The organism is Nostoc sp. (assembly GCF_036917135.1).
Lineage (GTDB): Bacteria > Cyanobacteriota > Cyanobacteriia > Cyanobacteriales > Nostocaceae > Nostoc.
Window position 1 is genome coordinate 75,712 of record NZ_JBALEA010000031.1, and the last position, 18,860, is coordinate 94,571.

14 protein-coding genes are annotated in these 18,860 nt (G+C 43.0%); 10 read left to right on the forward strand and 4 right to left on the reverse strand.

Going from position 1 to position 18,860, the window contains the following annotated elements; translation table 11 throughout:
- Positions 1-15: 15 nt before the first annotated feature.
- The 7 genes from V7K50_RS08975 to V7K50_RS09005 all read left to right on the forward strand — a co-directional run bounded on the left by V7K50_RS08975 (position 16) and on the right by V7K50_RS09005 (position 10,023).
- Entirely contained in the window at positions 16-651 is a 636-nt protein-coding gene (locus V7K50_RS08975) for a hypothetical protein (protein ID WP_094353286.1), read from the forward strand.
- Positions 652-738: 87 nt separating this feature from the next.
- Positions 739-4,074, forward strand: a complete 3,336-nt coding sequence (locus tag V7K50_RS08980; protein ID WP_334959199.1) for a hypothetical protein — start codon at positions 739-741, stop codon at positions 4,072-4,074.
- Positions 4,075-4,107: 33 nt separating this feature from the next.
- Positions 4,108-4,923: a hypothetical protein gene (locus tag V7K50_RS08985; RefSeq protein ID WP_334959201.1), complete on the forward strand. Its 816-nt coding sequence runs from the start codon at positions 4,108-4,110 to the stop codon at positions 4,921-4,923.
- A gap of 457 nt (positions 4,924-5,380) precedes the next feature.
- Positions 5,381-6,499 (forward strand): hypothetical protein, encoded by a 1,119-nt coding sequence (locus V7K50_RS08990; protein ID WP_179075923.1) that lies wholly within the window; start codon positions 5,381-5,383, stop codon positions 6,497-6,499.
- 197 nt (positions 6,500-6,696) lie between these two features.
- A complete protein-coding gene (locus V7K50_RS08995; protein WP_323198144.1) occupies positions 6,697-7,428 on the forward strand; it encodes a hypothetical protein in 732 nt (243 codons plus the stop codon).
- 17 nt (positions 7,429-7,445) lie between these two features.
- Positions 7,446-9,080, forward strand: coding sequence for a hypothetical protein (locus tag V7K50_RS09000; RefSeq protein WP_334959206.1), 1,635 nt, complete (start codon positions 7,446-7,448; stop codon positions 9,078-9,080).
- 172 nt (positions 9,081-9,252) lie between these two features.
- The gene (locus V7K50_RS09005) at positions 9,253-10,023 is read left to right on the forward strand and encodes a hypothetical protein (RefSeq protein ID WP_334959208.1); all 771 of its coding nucleotides are present in this window, start codon (positions 9,253-9,255) and stop codon (positions 10,021-10,023) included.
- 248 nt (positions 10,024-10,271) lie between these two features.
- On the opposite strand, the gene V7K50_RS09010 is transcribed toward V7K50_RS09005, so the two are convergent.
- From V7K50_RS09010 to V7K50_RS09020, 3 genes are all read right to left on the reverse strand, one after another.
- The gene (locus V7K50_RS09010; RefSeq protein WP_196514204.1) at positions 10,272-10,754 is read right to left on the reverse strand and encodes a type II toxin-antitoxin system VapC family toxin; all 483 of its coding nucleotides are present in this window, start codon (positions 10,752-10,754) and stop codon (positions 10,272-10,274) included.
- On the reverse strand, positions 10,747-12,060 hold the full coding sequence (locus tag V7K50_RS09015; RefSeq protein WP_334959211.1) for an AAA family ATPase: 1,314 nt from the start codon (positions 12,058-12,060) through the stop codon (positions 10,747-10,749). The genes V7K50_RS09010 and V7K50_RS09015 overlap by 8 nt, the downstream gene beginning before the upstream one ends.
- Positions 12,061-12,154: 94 nt before the next feature.
- Positions 12,155-12,376: a hypothetical protein gene (locus V7K50_RS09020; RefSeq protein ID WP_094346945.1), complete on the reverse strand. Its 222-nt coding sequence runs from the start codon at positions 12,374-12,376 to the stop codon at positions 12,155-12,157.
- Between the two features lie 119 nt (positions 12,377-12,495).
- Here V7K50_RS09020 and V7K50_RS09025 point away from each other — a divergent pair, with 119 nt between their 5' ends.
- On the forward strand, positions 12,496-12,636 hold the full coding sequence (locus tag V7K50_RS09025) for a hypothetical protein (RefSeq protein ID WP_334959213.1): 141 nt from the start codon (positions 12,496-12,498) through the stop codon (positions 12,634-12,636).
- Here the strand turns inward: V7K50_RS09025 and V7K50_RS09030 are convergent.
- Positions 12,617-15,316, reverse strand: a complete 2,700-nt coding sequence (locus tag V7K50_RS09030) for a hybrid sensor histidine kinase/response regulator (protein WP_334959215.1) — start codon at positions 15,314-15,316, stop codon at positions 12,617-12,619. The genes V7K50_RS09025 and V7K50_RS09030 overlap by 20 nt on opposite strands.
- A gap of 363 nt (positions 15,317-15,679) precedes the next feature.
- On the opposite strand from V7K50_RS09030, the gene V7K50_RS09035 reads away from it, so the two are divergent.
- Positions 15,680-17,128 (forward strand): ATP-dependent DNA helicase, encoded by a 1,449-nt coding sequence (locus V7K50_RS09035; protein ID WP_334959217.1) that lies wholly within the window; start codon positions 15,680-15,682, stop codon positions 17,126-17,128.
- A 499-nt stretch (positions 17,129-17,627) separates the two neighbouring features.
- Positions 17,628-18,704, forward strand: coding sequence for a hypothetical protein (locus V7K50_RS09040; RefSeq protein ID WP_334959218.1), 1,077 nt, complete (start codon positions 17,628-17,630; stop codon positions 18,702-18,704).
- Positions 18,705-18,860: the final 156 nt, after the last annotated feature.

Below are 18,860 nucleotides of genomic sequence, written 5' to 3' on the forward strand. Positions count from 1 at the left end.
AACGAGAAGAGAAAAATGAACAATACAAAATCTCACATTTCTCAGTTAAAACTGCTGTCATCTCGGAAATTTTCAACCAACTTGAGAAACCTGAAAATCAACCGCACAGACTTACTTTTCATTTTACTATGTCTTGCGATTGGAATTTATTTGTTAGCTACCAAACCCATATTCGTCACTATTTTGGGATGTGCCACCATTGTTTTCTTGAGTATTGGGTACGTAATTCGGACAGTACCCATTCTAGAAAAGTATTTAGGTAGAAAAATTCGCTTTTGGCATATTGTTGCCGCCATTATCACTGTTACCGCTTTACTCGATACCTTTACAACTCCAGCCCAAGCTATTTTCTTAAGCGGGTTGGAAAGCTTCTTCAATAATCTAGCTCAACAAAGTTCCCAAGCAGGAGGCGGTTCCACTAGCACTTTGGATGCCAACGTTGTTGGTTTAACATTCAACCTCATCAGAGGTGCATTCTTGCTGCTGGTTGCTGCTGCTTCCTTATTTGCTTACAACCAAGCACAGCAAGGTAACGACTGGCGACCGATTGTTACTCAAGTTGGTCTAGCGTTCTCCATCGTAATTGCCATTGATGTCATCACTTTCATATTTGTCGGTAATGGTGCAGGAACAACATCAGCCATCAGGTAAACCCAACTTGAATTTTATACCCATTAAATAAGAATTCAGAAGTCAGAAAACATTCGTCAGAATGCAGCACCAGAGAATTACATAAATATGGCACAAGACAATCGAGAATTCATCAAAGTCAATCGGATTCTGGGCAAGCAAGCCAGCATTGGGCCAATTCCGGCTGAACAGCTACTTCCTTGGATTGCCATCATTGTAGTTTGCTATGTTCTCACCAATGGTTTACTCAGTTTGGGTATGGGTTGGTTCTTTGCCACCTCCTTCTGGCTAATTATCAGTTGGTGGATTCTCACAGGCAAACAGCCCCATCAGTTTTTAGATCGATGGCGTAATCCACCGGGAACAGAGTGGTGCAATAGTAACAGCATTTACATCTCACCGATTCCCGAATATCGACCCTGGTGGGTGCGTCGGCGGTACGCAGACTCGCAAGTACAAATCCGATTCAAGCCACTGATTGTACCGAATCAATATGGAGGCAAAAGTAAGCTCATGCCCTTCCAAAATGAGGTAAACATCTGCTGTATTGCAGAAATTAAGAAAGATGATCGTGAAGTGGCTGCCCTGTTATTGGATAAAGGCAACTCTCAGTATCAACTCGTGTTTGGGTTTCGCATCGCTGGACTGCATGACATACTGCATGAAAATGAGGTCAGCGAATTTGCCCACTCTATCGAAGAGGGTTTGAAAGAACTACCCCCCGGTGAAAAAATTACTTTTTGTACAGGCTGTTATAGTGATGATACTGAGTCATATCCCCTACATACAGGCTCTACCAAGGGAGTACCCCACAAACGCCAAACCCCACTTACTGCCTTAGCAGACGATTGCCAGTTGAAACCAGTTTCTGTGCTGCTTCGCAACGAGCAATTGCGGGTGGAACAACTCAAGGAAGCAGGTTCTCGCCAAATCTGGAGCCAAATCGCCTTCTGTACTTGGACAAGCGATGATGAAGCTGGTTCACAGCAAAAGGATTTTGTAGGTGGACTGATTGAAAAATGTAGAAAATTCGGCTCTTGGGCAGTTGAACTGATTACAGGGAACAAACGCATTTACCAAGAGGAGTTTTTCAAAAAGCTATTACTGCAAGGGTTTCAGCAGGGATTTATCCAGTGGGAATTGCTGCTCAATACCAAAATTGGCTTAGAAGTAACACCTTGCAATGCTACAGATTTGTGGCAGTGGCTTTGGAATCGATTTAATGAGGGTGCAGCACCTCCTATTCCCCAAGTCATTACACTGAAGGAGACTGAGACGGGACTGGAGTTAACAGAAACCTTAACCACCGATAAACACATCTGTACATTACTGATTGAAGGACAGCAGGGACGTTCCGCTTGTCCCGAACATCGGGGAGATAATGACCGAGTTTACCTCACAGGTAAAAGCAAGGTTTGTGGAGTCATGGTTGTAGCAGATCCCCCCGTTGGTTGGTCTAATGCCCAAGACCAGCTAAAGTGGGTGTGGAAAATCCTTGCTTCCAGCTACGTCCACGATACAGAAGCTTGGATTGAAATCAGCCGCAGCAATGACTTCTTCATCCAAGACAACCTGGCGCGTCAGGCAAAACAATCCAAAACAGCCCGCACTTTAGCCATCACCAAAGGACAGGGACGGGACGTTGGAGCGGAAATAAAACAGGAGGAATCCTTTGAAGCCCAACGACGACTTTATGAAGGGACGAAAGCATTGCACTGTGCGCCTGTATTTCTAGTTTACCGCCACAGTGCCCAAGAGTTAACCCACGCTTGTAACTTGTTAGCTAACAGTTTTGAGACTGCCAAAGTCATTCGAGAGCGTAATATTGCTTGGGAAATTTGGCTGCAAACCCTGCCGATTACCTGCAAATGGTTGCTACACGGAGGCAATCTCAGCGAACGCAGAATAACTTTAGATACACATACTGTAGCTGGAATCATGCCCCTAACTGTCCCCAAAGACATCGATAAACAGGGTGTAGAATTCCTTACCAGTCGTGGTGGCAAGCCTATTTATGTTGACTTATTTCACCAACAGATTGGACGCGCTCTAATTACAGGTACTTCCGGCTCAGGAAAGAGCGTTTTGGGATGGCGCTTTGCTCTAGAGGCATTAGCGAACAATATTCCCGTTGTTGGTATGGATATCTCTGCCAGTGGCAATAGCACCTTCAAAACGGCAATTGAACTTTTGGGCGAGCAAGGAGCATATTACGATATTTCCAGTGGCAGCAGTAACCTACTGGAACCGCCAGATTTGCGACGCTTCGACAAGTCAGAACGGGAACGGCGCATGGAATCGTGGAAGGATTTTATTCGCAAAGCATTAACAGCGATCGCAATGGGTAAAGTCGAAAATCCTCATCTAGCTCAACGGGTTGATGCCTTGCTAGTCAAAGCTTTGGACGTATTTCTAAAAGACCCAGAAATTATTACTCGTTACAACCGAGCCTTTGAGATGTGCTGGCTTTCACCAGAATGGCAGCAGATACCCACGCTACCAGATTTCGTCAAGTTCTGCACTAGAGAGCGCCTTAATCTGAGGTCGTTTGAAGAGATTGACCGACAGGCACTTAACCAAATCCAAAATCAGGTTAGTGCTTTACTAGCATCTAGGTTGGGGAAAGCGATCGCTCGTCCCAGCACTTTTTCCCCGTTACCGGCGATTAAATTCTTTGCCCTCAGTGGATTGAGTAACGAACAGGATGCTTACTTGATGGCAATTAACGCCCATAGTGCCTGTATCCGTAATGCCCTATCCCATCCTAAGAGTTTGTTTATTGGCGATGAGCTTTCAGTGCTTTTACGTAAAGATGGCTTTGCCCAGATTATAGGCGAAACCTGTGCCACGGGAAGGAAAGAAGGCATTGCTGTTCTGCTGATGTCCCAAGACCCGGATACCATTTGCGAGTGTTCAACAGGCGCTCAAATTATGCAGAACATGACCTACCGGATTACCGGACGTATTACCAGTAGCGGTATTGCTTCTTTCCAACAGTATCTGGGCTATCCCGTCAATATTATCGGTCAAAATGCGACTGAAGCATTTTTGCCCCGTACCAGCGACCTTTATTCCTGCTGGCTAGTAGAAACAGGTGGTAGATTCTGGCGTACCCGCTTTTACCCTGGAGAAATGATTCTGGCCAGTGTTGCCAATAACCAGGATGAACGGGAAGCACGAGAACGGGTGATGGCTCAGTATCCAGATACCGCTAAAGGCAACCTGTTAGGACTGAGAGCATTTACAGATGCTTACATTCCTGCTTTGAAGGAAAACAGAGGCTTTAAGCATATTGGTGAAGAGATAGATCAAACCCCAGTATTGCGCGATTGGTTAAGTCCTGCGGACAGACTGCATCAAAGCGGAGCATCTCTGCAACAAGAAGGCGATCGCTCAGAGAATAACGATGGCCAACAGGCTGAAAGTAGCCTGATTGCAAGTTGATATATCTAGAAACTGCATTAAGGAAGGTGAATCATGAAATCTAAACTTACCTCTATCAGATTGATAGCACCGATTCTAATTTTGTCACTTGGTTCTATCGCCAGTCCAGCCCTTGCTCGCACTCAAGACAACGGTCAAGATCCAGTAGCTGCTGCTGTTAGTAACAAAACTACTGGTAGTATTTTCACCTCAGACACAGCATCTCAAATCAATGATTTTGTGGGAGATGTCAAAAATTTCGCTCAAAATGACCTATTTAATCCTCTTGGCAATCTGCTCAATTCTGCCTTGGGTGCAATTCAAATTCCAGATTTAAACAAAGTTTTGGCAGGAATTATGAACGGTTCTGCTAACAACGATCCTGGTGCGGTGCTGTCTGAAACTTTGGAGAACAAAACTAATGGTCAAAGCTCTTATGGTATCCGTGAAGACCTTGGTAAATACGCTACTAGAACAGTTGCCACAGAGATCGCTAATCAGGCTACTTTGAGCCAAACAGCCCAAAGTCAGATGGCTCAAATTAAGCAAGCGACTCAACAAGATACTCAAGAAAACGTCAGCTTGGGTAAGGAATCCCAAAGTTTAGATGTCACCCAACAGATTTTGCAAAACCTATCCCAACAGACTGCCCTTAGCAGTCGCGTCAACGAGCGGATGCTTATTGAAGCCCAGCAAGCACGCATTGACAGGGCATTAAGTAACACCTTAACCGCTCAAACAGCCAAGGAACTTTCAGCCATCAATACTGCCGATCGCCGTAAAAGTGTTGCCGCAGGCAATGCTGCCACTCAACAGGCGGGGTTATTGATCATGCCTGGTGGCATTACCCTTGGTTCTGACAAGCAGTAGCTACCAATTGGAATCTTAGAGCTAGTACCGCCGTGAAGTCAAAAGTCAAAAAGCTGATTAATCAACCTTTTTAGCTATTTCCTAGCAAGTTTTAAGAGTAGGGCTATGGTTGGTTTATTTATGCCGTGCTGTACCAATACGCTTGGGTTAAGCATTTCTTTCTTCTCTCGGTGTCCTCTGCGCCTCTGTGGTTCGTTAAAAAATTTGACTTTCACAAAGAATTTTAACCTTAACCGAACCGTATTGCGTGATGTACTAGCTCTAAGTAATGAATTAAACATTGTAAATCAATTACAACTTACGCAAAACCTTCCATTTCTTCGTGTCTTCCCTCCTCTACGAGAGGCTGTGCCCTAAGCGGAGCTATGCCGCAGGCTTTATGGGACGCTCCGCGAACTTATTCCTTATCCGTAAGTCCTGTCAATTTTAGCTGCGATCGCTAACGCTTTCGACACTCATGATCCACATTATTGCTCAATCATTTCCAGTAACAGGCGGAGAATCCGATGCCTTAGAAATTATCTCCAGTTCTTTAGAGCTTTCTCGTGCCACAGTTGAGTCGTGGAATACCGTCTGGCTAGTTACTTTAGATCCGCTCGGTTCGGCATTATGGATTGGGTTGATTAAATTGGGCATCACCTTGGGAGCCGCCAGCATCTTATTTGTGGCGCTAACCACTGGGAAGGAAATCATTGAAAAGCAATCATGGTCAGAACTGGCATCAATCTTTGTTTGGCCCATCGTAATTATGATTTTCTTGGGGGCCAACGGCAATATGCTGGCGAAGACAATTACTGTTATCCGAGGCTTCGCTTACAACCAAGTGCAAAGCGTTCTTCAGCTTCAAGTTGGTGAACTAACATTTCGAGATGCTATTACCAATGTGGCAATTAGCAGTATCGCTAGACAACAGCTAGAAAACCTCTATAGCGAATGTCAAGGAAAAGTTGGTACAGAGTTAGTTGAATGCTGGAACTCAAAGCAAGCCCAGGCACAGGCAATTGTTACCAAAGCTGAAGAGCAAGCTAAATCTCCACTCCAACCACTACGAGATTTTGGTAGTTTTCTTTGGAATAGAACTTTGCCTGGTCAAATTGGTACTGCTGTTCAGTTTGCTAATGATCCAGGTAGTGTGTTTCGAGATACTGCCATCCCCATTATTCGCTTTATCCTCTATGCCCTGCAATGGGGCTTTGTAAATATTTTGGAAGCTGCTCTGTTGCTGACGGCATTATTTGCACCGATCGCAGTTGGTTTATCTTTGCTGCCATTACAAGGTCGTCCTATTTGGGCGTGGCTGACAGGGTTTATTTCCTTGTTTGGTGTTCAACTTGGTTACAACATTTTAGTAGGTTTAGCAGCCGTCGTGCTGGTGAAGTCGGGTGCTGAATTAGCATCTGATGTAGCATTTTTATGTTTCCTGAGCATCTTTGCACCAGTGTTGGCGGTATTGATAGCTGGAGGTGGGGGAATGGCAATCTATAACGGCATTTCTGCCAATGTCAAAGGCTTAATCGATATTTTTAGCAGTGCCATTGGAACTGCAACCAGTATTGCTCTACTCCGCAGGGGGTAATAAGTAATCGGACAGAAATATTTAGACGGTCATGTGATGAATCATACAACGAGGGCATGAAAATTAACCTACCCTCATCCCTAGTCCCTAGTCCCTATTTTCAAGACAGGCATCAGAAATTTCCAAGACGAATTAAAAACCTTTAACACAAGGCTGTTCGGTGGATTCTCAAACAATACTACCTATGCCAATTTGGTATGACTCTGCAAATTAAACGACTTCAAGCTCCATTGCTTCCAGAAGCCAAAAACCTCCTGGCTGTTTGCTTTATCTGCCTAACTGCATTTAACGGTCTGATATTTTTGTTGACTCTATTCACCGCTTTCAGGGTCAATAAAATCGCCGATCGCAAGACGACTTTTGCCCAGTTGGTAAATGGCGAGACAATCTACATTTCTGAGCAAGACCGCAACTGGCGCTATCCAGCTGTAATTCAAAAGGTAGTTAGTGACTGGACAACTCTAACATTTAACTGGGATGACAAACTCACTGGCACTAATCAACCAGACCAAGGCATTCAAGTTGGTAGAAATGGGCGGATTCCCACAAATACTTGGTTTGCTTCCCTGCTACTAGAACCGGAATTTGCCAAAGCTTCTCTACCGAAGATTGCCGAATTAGTTCCCACTAACTTCTTTTCAGGTCAGCTGCGTAGTACCACTATTATTTCCTATCTGTCAGAGCCAAGAGCAGTACGACCTGGGGAATGGGAAATAGACATGATTGCTACCCGTATCTTAGTTGACCGAACTACTGGTAGAGATGAGCGTATTCCTTTTAACCGCACCTTTACCGTCCAAGCAGTGGAGATTCCCCGATCTCCTTTAGGTAAAGATGCCCCCCTGGTAGAACAGAAAATTTATGAAGTGCGATCGTCTGGACTGCAAATTACCAAGATGGTTGAGTTCAATTCTCAGCAACGACGCTAAAGGAAAAAGGTAGAATTATGAGCAATTCAAATCAAAATCATGAATTTGACTACCTAAACGAAAACTCTGGTGATTCTTTGCCGGAATTCAACAGTACTAACGGCAATCATCGCTCTACCCAAGCCACTTTGGTCGCTGATGATGATATCAGCCCTGAAGAGGAGCAGTTGTTGGCAGGTTATAACCCTACTGCAAATCACCTCATTTCCGAAGAATATCGCTTGAAACAAGATGCAGAAGGAGCGGTAGAGCGACCGTTAGCAGAAAAACCTAGTGTTCGACTAGGTTCAGTAGTTGCCTTAGTGGGAATCGTTATTGGCTCTGTAGCACTGATCTGGTTTGGATTTCTCCAACCGAAACCTCCTGTCAAACAAGTAGTTCAAACCCCTACTACATCTCCAAAAGACGAACCAGTTTTAGATGAATCTGCCGAACTTAAAAGCAGATTAGCCTTTCAAGATCAACAGCAACAACTCAAAGTGGAACCTGTTGCGGCTAAATCCCCAAGTCCAACCCTACAAAATAAATCCAAACCAACGCTATCTCAACCTCCTCAGACTTTTTCACCGCGCACAACTCCTACATCACGCACAACACCAATAACTCCTGTAAGAATTTCTCAACCTGCGCCCCCAGTAGTGCGGTATATTTCTCGAAATCCTGTAAGTTATCAAGCTTCACCACCAAGACGACAGCCTGAAAGTAATGTCGATCCTTTCCAGCAGTGGAGCCAACTAGCTAGCCTGGGACAGTCGCAAATCGGTAACTCTAAAGCAGCTGAAACTCAGTCAGAAGTTGCTCTTAACACTCAAACTCCAACAGGCTTGAAACCAACAGCTAGGGCATCCATTTCCACTCCCGAAGACCCTGGTATTCAAACAGTTTTAATTGGCTCCAAAAGCACTGATAGTAAAACTGATAACTTGACTCCAGGAATGGTAGGTATCCTCAATCGCACCCCTGTAGCTACAACCAATCTCAATGTCAATGAAACTAAAGAGGTAGCACTGGGTACATCTGCCACAGGTAGAATTATCATGCCGATGATTTGGGATCAGGGAGGGAATAATAAGAGCGATCGCTTTGCTATCGAATTAACCAAACCTCTCACAGCCACAGATGGCACAGTGGCACTCCCGGCTGGAACTGTTTTCATTACTAAAACAGTGGCAGTAGGTCAAAAGAATAACTTGGTATCTGCTAGTGCGATCGCGCTTATTTACCCTGACTCCCAAGGCACGGTCAAACAGGAAAGCATTCCGGCTGAGGCTCTGTTAATTCGCGGTCGAGGACAGCAACCCTTAATTGCTAAAAAGCTGAATGATGTGGGGACGGATATTGCCCAACAAGATTTATTAGTTGGATTACTCAGTAGTTTGGGTAAGGTGGGAAGCATAGTGAATCAGCCCCGCACTCAATCTAGCACTGTTGTTTCTAGTGGCACTTTTAACCAAAGTACTATTACTAGTAACTCTAATCCTCAGATTTGGGCGGCGGCGCTAGAAGGCTTTTTTAGTCCAGTCAGTGAACGTCTGTCTAGACGCTCTGACCAAGCAGTACAGGAATTACTACAGCGTCCCAATATCCAGTTTTTACCTGAAGGTACAGAAGTCTCGGTTGTCGTCAATAGTTTTTTGAAAGTTGAACGATGATACTAATTTGGTATAAGTAGCCAGCAATTTAAAATTAAAACAAATTGGAATCGATTCATGTACAGCATCCTGGCTATTGAATACATACAAACTGAACGTTTTACAACTTAATGTTTGAGATTACTAGAACAGTTTATAAGTCAAAACTTCTAGTCCAAAATTAAAAATTGGTATGAAACTATTTGCCACTCTTGTTATTACTAGCACCACAATACTGTTTGGGGTCACGATACCTGTTGTACAGGCACAAGCACAAACTCCTGCATATCGCTTGATTGAACGGGATATGGCTGCAAACAACAGAATTCAGGTTCAAATTACTCCAGGACGTGCTACACCTATTAGCTTCACTCAAACCGACGAGGCGATCGCCTATATTTTGGTAGCAGACCCTTCACGACTGGTCTACACCACAGATACAGATTTAAAAAGCGGACGCGCTACAACCATCTTTCTGAGGGCAATCCAACCGTTAAAGTTTCCAGGGGCTACCACCACTGCCATTACTAACTTACTTGTCCAAACTATAGACAAAACGGGACAAAAGCGACTCTACAACTTCGATATCGTTCCAGTGCGTACAAACATTGAGTATGTTGGTATTCAGATTGCAAATGCGATTACCTCTGGCACTGCGCCAAGACGCGGAGCGGCTTCTGAAAGTAGCGTGATAGCTGGACAGCAGACACTATTAATAGATAAAAATCGCAGAGCGAGAGTAGATGATATTGAAACCGGGCTGAGAATTGCTATTAATCGGGGTTACACAAACAAAAGCGATCCAGTTGTTCTTAAAATGCAGCAAGTTTTATCTCTGTTGCGAAATAGCAGAGTCACAATAAAAGAAGCAGCTACATCTGTTGGTGTTCCAGTTGAGGTTATTTCTGAATTAGGAAGAATCGCCTTAAATGACCGCCTACTCAGACTAGGACAGCAACGCTAGAGGTTATGCATTATGCACTGGTTAAAATACATTTCTTTTTACTAAATTCAGATAATTTAGAATTTGAAAATAGAAAAATTAATTAATGCAATAATTTTGAAGCAGGGAGATAGCGACGGTCAAAAAGCCAACTGAGTGATAAGTCAGTAAGCATTGCTTAATGCGATTATTTGAGAATTTGTTGAGAACACAGGCTTCTTAATGACAATATCCGTTCGCCCTAATCTCAATGCTGATGCTAAGTATTGTCATTTTCCCCTTTGGTGATAATTCTGTAAATCGCTGTCTAGCGACCAGATAAACACTTCACTCATTTGAAAGAGATTACAGGACTTATGAAATTCCTGAATGATGCTAAAATCACCGAAACTGGTTCCTTCTTGCTTATTAGGAGCTTTGTTTTTGCCAGCCAGATCGGGGAAGTCGTCAATCCACTCCAATATCTCTGCCGTGTTTGGGAATGTAGTAGGTCTCCAGGGAGCTACGCCTGTGAATGCCTCTTTAACTTCTTTAACAAAACGTAAGGCGGTTTTCCTTCGCATTGTGCCATCGCCGTTCTGGGCAATATGGTTGCCTGTTTCAAGTATCGTCGCCATAGGCAACAAAAAAGTACAGCCAGATTGAGCATAGGTCTGAAAATCTTCGAGAACTGATGCTCTATGCTGATTATAGTTGGGAACGTTCAGTATTTCGAGGAATATGCTGGTATCTATTAGGCAGATACTACTCATTGCTGTACTCCTGCAAACGAGACAGCCATTCCATAGCTTGTTGTTTTCTATCTTCTGGTGTGTGCGGCGACTTGACGAACCGATCCACTACCCCAGCAGTTACCAGTTGACCGAGCGGCCCCTGAGATATCAGACTGGGGAAATCGTACATCTCCCCAAGCCGTATAAGGCGGCTATCTCCTGACTCTGGATTGCGGAAACAAAATACTACATCACCGAGGGCAGCATCGGGTAAGGCATCCATTAATGCTGGGTTGTGGGTAGAAAGCAGCACCCGCAATTTTCGCCGCTCGGCAATATCCCGGATGCTGGCGAGTAGATGCTTGGCGCGGTTGGGATGAACGCCGTTGTCGATTTCCTCGATTACCACTAAACTACCAACGGGTGCTGATAGCATAGCCGCCGCGATCGCTAATACCCGCAAAGTACCATCGGATAATAATGCGGCCTCACAATAGCGACGGGTATTGCCAAAGGTTTCTGCTAGTTGCACCATGACTTCATCCCGTGGGCCGAAAAGGAAATCTAGCCCATCTATAGCCTGTTCTGGTAGACTCTGGATAAAGTTGAGAATTGCCTGTTGATTTTCGGCTTGGTTCTCCCACAAGCGATACAGAACGCTGGAAAGATTAGTACCATCTTCTTGTAATCGCTTATCAGATTTGAAGCTGTACTCCCGCATTCTGGCGGGAACGGGATCTAGAAACAGGATGTTCTTTAAAATTCGTTGATATTCGCGGACGGTTTCAGGAATTATCTTTTGGGATATGGGGTACTTTGGATCAAAATGGGCAGGGGTGTCTAATTGCACGAATATAGCCATCTGATCGCTGCACGTTACTCGTGGTTTGTTCTTCCCTTTTGTAAAGTTGTTATATGCGACACCAACATCAGTCTCTACTCCTTGAGAAGGCTGATCTAGGTCATATAGCGGGACTTGACTTGTGGAGCCAACGATTCGCTCACTACTGATATGCAGTTCTCCGTCACGCACATTCAGGGTTATATCGAGTTGGTTCCACTCTCTTGAGTCTAAACGGCAACCGATGGTAAAATTTGACTCTCCCCGATGGCACAAGTCATTTACTCGACCGCGTACAACGCGCTCTGCACTATTCACCGCATATTGAATGCTGGAGAGTTTTTGTCCTTGTGCTAGCCATGACAGAAAGCGCAGACCTTCAAGGGCATTACTTTTACCTGCGGCGTTTGCACCTATTAGTACTGTCAGCGACCCAAGGGGCAATCGGCTTGTACTGTAGCTTTTGAAGCTGGCGAGGGTAAATTCTGTCAGCATGGCACTCATCTTACAATTATCATCTCAAGGCTCAATGGTGGAGGGAGGCGAAGAGGGCATCGAGTTCTGACAGTGAGGCGTGGTGACTCATCTCTAAAGCCCGTTACTGTGAGTCGGTTATTGTGCAGGTTCCGAGTTGGGGACAAATAATCTCTATTGCCTTACTCTTGAAAAAAACAATTCTGTGTTCGTTATCTTCAGAGTCTCCTAAAGTGACTCGTTTACGGATGCTCATGTTTTTCATATCAGAGACGGTATTCTCAAAGAAATCCGATTGATGCCCACAGTCGCAGCGAAAGGATGATGGATACAGTTCTATTGCCATCTTACACACCATGACTTACCCCGCCAAATACTACCATGCTAGTCAGGCGATATTTGACAGGAATAGTAAGGTAATCAGTGGGGTATTCAAGCAAGAATACCTCACTCGCTAACTGAAAGATGTCCAGAAAACCCCGTGAGATCAAACCAGAATACTGTTATCACATTACCATTCGCTGCAATAACCGTGAGTTTCAGTTAACTCACCACGAATGCCGTCAGGTGATTGCTATACTGTTGATCAAGTTTTTAATACCTTGATTATCTTGTCCACAAGTTCCATTGGCTTAATTGGCTTGGCAATAAAAAGTTGAAACCCTGCTTTTAAAATACGTTGCTCATTTTCAGCTCCAGCAAAAGCGGTGAGAGCGATCGCTGGAATTTGTCCCCCTTGCTCTATAGTGCGGGAGCGAACCTGACTAATCAAGGTAAAGCCATCCTCATCTGGCATACTGATATCACTAATCAGTAGAGCGGGCGAGCGCTGTTCTAAAACTGCCAATGCTTCTTTTACTGATGCTGCCACTAATACATCTGCCCCGGCGCTTTGGAGAACAGTCTGCATTAACATCCGAGCATCTGCATCGTCATCCACAACCAGAATGCACAAGTTCTGCAATTGGGTAATTTTCTGATTGCCATGCAGCAATTCTCCTACTACTAGTTCGTCATTACTCAACTGCTTTGTCATTGTCATGATAGGTAGCCTCACCGTGAACGTCGAACCCTTGCCGAATCCCGCACTGGCTGCTGTGATATTGCCATTGTGGAGTTCTACAATTGTCAGAGCGATCGCAAGTCCTAATCCTAATCCACCAGCAGAACGAGTAGTTGAAGCGTCACGCTGACTAAACCGTTCAAAGACGAATGGTATAAACTCTGCTTCTATGCCCCTCCCTTGATCGATAACAGTAATCTGAGCCTGAGACTCAACTTGTTCCAACCTCACCTCTACACTTTCATTCTTGGAACTAAACTTGATTGCATTTGAAAGCAAATTCCAAACCACCTGTTGTAAACGAATGGCATCACCTAAAACGTTGGACACAGCAGCATCAAGATGTAAATGAATTTGAATGCCCTTTGTTTCGGCTGACAATCGAATAGTATCTGCTGCTGACCGAATTACACTTGCTAAATCAACAGATTCGATTTCCAAATTCATCTCGCCCTTCTGCATCCTAGCCAGATCCAGCAAATCGTCAATTAAGCGAACTTGTAGACGGGCATTCCGCTCAATCGTTTCCAGTCCCTCAATTTTCAGTGCTTCATCCATCTCATGTTCAGTTAGCAATAGTTGCGCCCAGCCGTGGAGATTATGCATGGGAGTACGTAACTCATGAGACAAGACAGCGACGAATTCATCCTTGACTCGATTTATTTCTGCCAGTTCCTCAGTCTTTTGTCTCAGTTCTTCCTCTACACGCTTTTGTTCAGTGATATCAATACCGATTAAAAATGCGGCTCTGTTCTGGTCATATTTTTGAGCCACAATTAAATAGCTACGATCTGCGCTTATGGATTTCAACTCATATAATGCTTCAGATTGATCTCCAGCAAAGAAATTTTGCACGAACTCACGAAACCCATTACCACTAGCTAAGAAACCAATATCCTGGCCAACAAAAGCTTCGGGAGGCAAATTAAAACTATCAGCTAAGTGCTTATTGACACCTAGATAGCATAAATCGGAACTGACCCAAGATACAATTCCAGGTACAGCCTCCAGTACAGTCTGCAACTGATCTCTAGCAGCTTGCAATTTTCTTTCTGCCTGGTTGCGCTGGGTAATATCTAGAAATACACTTACACACCCCCGCACTTTTCCATCTTCATCAAATAAAGGGGCAGCATACTGCGACAGGTTAATTCTCACACCATCATCACGAACCACCTCAATCTCAGAATCCAGTATTTCCACACCATGAGTGGTAGCATATTGCATAGCTAGTTCTTCTGGAGCTAATTCTCTGCCTGACTGGTAAACTTTAAAGTTAGTTGGACGTTCATCATTAGGAGCGCTGAGAGAGGCATTTGCGTCAACAGGTATGCCCAGCAGTTTGGCAAGAGCCGGATTAACTTTAATAGTTCGGCATTCTGGATCTTCTGCAATGCCAATGCCAGTTGGAATCACCTCTAACAAAGTTTGTAGTTCTTTAACTCGTCGATTTAAAGCTTGGTTTAACTTGATAATTTTTGCTTCTGCTTGTTTGCGGTTCGTAACGTTTTGGAAGATTGCCAAGCCCGTCAGAATTTTGCTATTTTCATCTTTGACTGGAAAAGTTTGTATTAGATAAACTTGATTTTTATAAGGGATTTCAATACACATTGGAGTACCCTGTAAGGTACTACGGTAAACTGGTTCTATCACTTCGTAAGTCTCAGGGAGAACAGTTTCGTGCAGCGTTTTACCTTGGAACTCTTCTTTTGGTAAACCAAAAATTTGCAGTTCTGTGCCTTCAACACCCATAAAGCGCATATCTCGATCAAAGAGAAAAACTACTCCATTGGGTATATTTTGGGTTAATTTTCGGTATAGTTCTTCACGTTGACGAAGTGAACGCTGACTCTGTAATAAATCTTTTAGATTAATTTGGGCTTCTGTTTTGTCAGTATCTGACTGCTGTTTGCTTGACTGGAAGTTAGCTGTTAGCGCACTGATTAATAGACCCTCGATAACAAATAATACAAATTCTAGACTATCGAGAGTAGAAGATGGGTTTGTAAAAAAGTAATGATTAGCTAAAGCAGCCAAAAACACTGATGCCAATCCTGAAGTGATGCTACCGTACCAAGTATTTATAGAAATAGCAATCAGCCACAAGCTGAAAGAACTTGTGATTCCAGTTAGATGCTCTAGTCCTAACTTAACTAGCAAGGTTACTCCCACACTGAAAAATGCAATCCTGTAGGGCAGGTATTTTTGTTTGATGAATAACATAGAGATGGGAGCAACGCTCCAAAGTGAGGCCGGATAAAAAACGAGCGATGTCTACGGCGGGTCACGCCTATGCTAAAAACTATTTTCAGTGTAATAAATATTTGGTATATTTGAATACGTATTAATGCGTAGTGAGGTCTAATGTATGGTGACATGCGCGAAAATTTGTAATCACAAGAATTAAAGTAGGATTTCCGAGTAGCAATAATTTTAAGATTGAGGATGTTTACCTTCATAGAAAAATATATATGTGCAACTCCAGATTTAACTAAATCATCTGAATGTTAAAAAACTTTCAATATATTGATTTCTGATGATGCCGAATGGATATAGAAACATATATTCCTCAAACCAAAAGGAGTATTGTTTTTCGGAGAAGTAAAACCAACAGCTATCGCTGCATTGAGTGGATCAATTAATGGAATTAGCGAAGCGATGATGATCCAAACACTTCCTACTTTCGCTGCAACAAGTTCTTTTCCATTTCAACTCACCCAACAGCAGCAAAAAGCTTTAGATGCAATGTGGACATTTATACAGCCAACTGTGATGGCTGCTTTATTTCTGCTGGTTGGCTATGCGGGAACCGGCAAGTCAACTATTGTATTCCAACTAGTTAAAGTTCTTGTCGCTGCGGGTAAGCGAGTTGTACTGACTGCACCCACTAATAAAGCTGTAGGTGTGCTGCAACGTATGGCGGCAGAAAATGGCGTAACAGGGGTAGAATTCTTCACCATTCACCAGTTGTTAGGACTGGGTATGGTAACTAGAGGTAAAGAGAAAGTACTTGACCAAACTGGGCCTTCTTACATCAATCTATTTGATGTTGTCTTTATTGATGAATGTTCCATGATTGGCAAACAACTCTGGCGCTGGATTGAGGATGTTGCTAACCAATCATCCACCTGGACAAAAATCAAAATTATTCTCATGGGCGATCCAGCACAATTAAATCCAGTTAATGAAGGAAAATCTCCTAGTTTTCAAGTGCCAGATAAAGCAGTTTTGACTCAAGTTGTGCGTCAAGGAACTGGTAGCCCTTTGTTAGAGTTTGTCACTGCTTCTCGCTATGCAGTTACGAAGAGTAAGTTTCCTTTTGAGCCTTATGCCAAATATCTGCCTGATAAAAGTAATGGGGCGTTGATGGTTAAACGTCAAACTTTGCTGCATTATGCCTGCAAAAAGATGAAGAGAGAATTTGCTCAGAACCCAGATTGTTTCCGAATTTTGTCCTGGACTAATACTCAAGTTGACTTTTACAATCAGCAGATTCGCACACATTTATATGGTGAAAATATCAATCGGTTTATTCCTGGAGAGAGATTAATTACCAGAGATCCAGTGATGGCTCCTGATGGTAAAACTACGATTCTTTCTACATCTACAGAGTTTACTGTTTTAGATGTCTTTGGGGATCGTTACAACAACTATGATACTTGGAGGTTGAAGGTAGAGACAGATGAGGGGATTGTGCGTCAGTTCTATGTTTTGCAGGAAGATGAGCAAAAACAATTTGACCAAGAAACCAAACGCTTACTCAAAAGTGCCAAGCGTAATCCCTTTCTGTGGAAGCAGTACTACAAACATTCAGAGCAGTTTGCCAACATTAGAAACTGCTTTGCATTAACTGTTCACAATAGCCAAGGTAGCACTTTCTTAGAAGCGGGTATTGATGGTAAAGATTTGAGTAAGCGACTTTATCCAGAACGAGGAGATGACAGTAAGGCAGTCCTGGCAAAGATTAGAGAGTTTAATCGTTTGTACTATGTTTCTAGCTCACGGGCTAGACAACGGATATTAGTTATTCGGTAATAATTGTGTATAGCAATCTCAACACAAAATTCCGATTAATCATTCGTGAACAACGAGAACCCCGATTTATTAGATAAATCGGGGTTCTGTGCCTTGTGATTTTCACAAATCAAATAAGCTAATGAGCATTTAAGTTGGATGAAAGCAGGGCTTAAGCCCTTACTATAAGCGAATAAATCTGTAAAAACAAATGACGATTAGCTTATGATTGCTAGATTATGAAATCGAAATAGATAATGTCTTATGAAACGTTTGCTCACTTTTATAACTGCTTACTAACTATAGAAAAACTGTCTTCTTTTTACAATATTTCCGCAATAATCTGATTTCAACAGCTTTTTAGTCTCAAATTATTTTTTAAATTACAATCAAATTTATCTATATTTAATAACCATTTAAATGATTTACGTGAATAAAGTTATAGCCCAACTTAGTGGCGAAAAGGTAAAGCTTACGCTTTATTTCACTGAGTCCAAAAACATTATTATTCCTAGTAAATGTGGTACAAGCAGTGATTACCAATTCAAGCGAAACCTTTCTAAAAGACGCTGTTGTTGAAAGATATAATCTCTCTAATTTGAATAAAACTCGCATACGTTTCAAGATTCAGTTAAAGAAGACAACCAAGAGTAATGCTCCAAAATGGACAGATGTTCTCAAATATTCTCAAGATGAACAAGAATCTGACTTAGTGAAGGTTACAACCTCAGAAGTTGGTTTAAAGGGCATCAAAGTTTTCAAAGCTTTAGACGAAGCAGCAAACCAATTAAGGCAAGAAATTGCTTCAGTCCAAGAATGGATGAATTATGACAATGGTGATTGGATTTGTTCTATAGACTTAGCGCCCTTGGTCTGGAATCAACTAATCGGAATTCGAGATAATATTGCACCTGTTTTACGCACTCAACTGAAAGAAGAGTATGAAAAGGGGTACACAGACTATCAAGAACGTATTGACAAATTTCTCTCACTCAATGCTTGGCAGTTATCTGTAGAACAACAACAAGAAGTTAAGCAGAACTTAGCCAAAGCTTTTCCCTGTTTAGAGGAACTAGAGGACTATTTACAAGTAGTAATTGGTCGTCCTGTCATTATTCCCGCCATCAGTGAACAACTGTCAGAGAAACAAGCTGAATGCTTAGGGCAAATAACTCGGTTTATCGAACAGTATGACAGAAATTTAGAACAAACACTGAGGGAATCAGCGATCGCTGGAGGAGAACAACTAGCAGCCCAGTTGCTCGAAGATTTGAGCAATTGGGAACCAGGACGCAAGCCAGTCAACTTCAAGAAGAAGATGGAACGCCATTTCAAAAAAGTCCAAATGCTTTTGGCTAACGCCAGTTTTGAAGCAGGTAGCAGCCTTGGACAAATGATGGCTCATCTAGAAAATGTTCTCGAAAACGCTTCTGTGGATGCTAAAAAGCTGGATTCACAAGGGCGTTCTCACTTACAGGAAAAAATGGATGAAATTTGCTCCAAGCTTTTGGATGAACAACGCCATCTCCAACGATTAGCAAGTGATCAGGGTATGGGCTTAACCAAAGCTACAGCGATGTCTCTCAAACTTCGCTAGAAAAAACAATCAAGAGCGTGTCTGTATCGTCCTTGATCGAAAACGAGGTGTGGGTGTAGAGGAAGACAATACGCCCACACTTCCCAAGCTTGCTACGGAACTGAGAGGGGAAGGAACTTTTTGCTTCCTTGTCTATCACCACTGTTCGCATTAATT

Bases quoted from the DNA above. Each gene is read 5' to 3' on its own strand.
- V7K50_RS08975 (WP_094353286.1), top strand. From the start codon at position 16: ATGAACAATACAAAATCTCACATTTCTCAGTTAAAACTGCTGTCATCT.
- V7K50_RS08980 (WP_334959199.1), top strand. From the start codon at position 739: ATGGCACAAGACAATCGAGAATTCATCAAAGTCAATCGGATTCTGGGC.
- V7K50_RS08985 (WP_334959201.1), top strand. From the start codon at position 4,108: ATGAAATCTAAACTTACCTCTATCAGATTGATAGCACCGATTCTAATT.
- V7K50_RS08990 (WP_179075923.1), top strand. From the start codon at position 5,381: ATGATCCACATTATTGCTCAATCATTTCCAGTAACAGGCGGAGAATCC.
- V7K50_RS08995 (WP_323198144.1), top strand. From the start codon at position 6,697: ATGACTCTGCAAATTAAACGACTTCAAGCTCCATTGCTTCCAGAAGCC.
- V7K50_RS09000 (WP_334959206.1), top strand. From the start codon at position 7,446: ATGAGCAATTCAAATCAAAATCATGAATTTGACTACCTAAACGAAAAC.
- V7K50_RS09005 (WP_334959208.1), top strand. From the start codon at position 9,253: ATGAAACTATTTGCCACTCTTGTTATTACTAGCACCACAATACTGTTT.
- V7K50_RS09010 (WP_196514204.1), bottom strand. From the start codon at position 10,754: ATGAGTAGTATCTGCCTAATAGATACCAGCATATTCCTCGAAATACTG.
- V7K50_RS09015 (WP_334959211.1), bottom strand. From the start codon at position 12,060: ATGAGTGCCATGCTGACAGAATTTACCCTCGCCAGCTTCAAAAGCTAC.
- V7K50_RS09020 (WP_094346945.1), bottom strand. From the start codon at position 12,376: ATGGCAATAGAACTGTATCCATCATCCTTTCGCTGCGACTGTGGGCAT.
- V7K50_RS09025 (WP_334959213.1), top strand. From the start codon at position 12,496: ATGTCCAGAAAACCCCGTGAGATCAAACCAGAATACTGTTATCACATT.
- V7K50_RS09030 (WP_334959215.1), bottom strand. From the start codon at position 15,316: ATGTTATTCATCAAACAAAAATACCTGCCCTACAGGATTGCATTTTTC.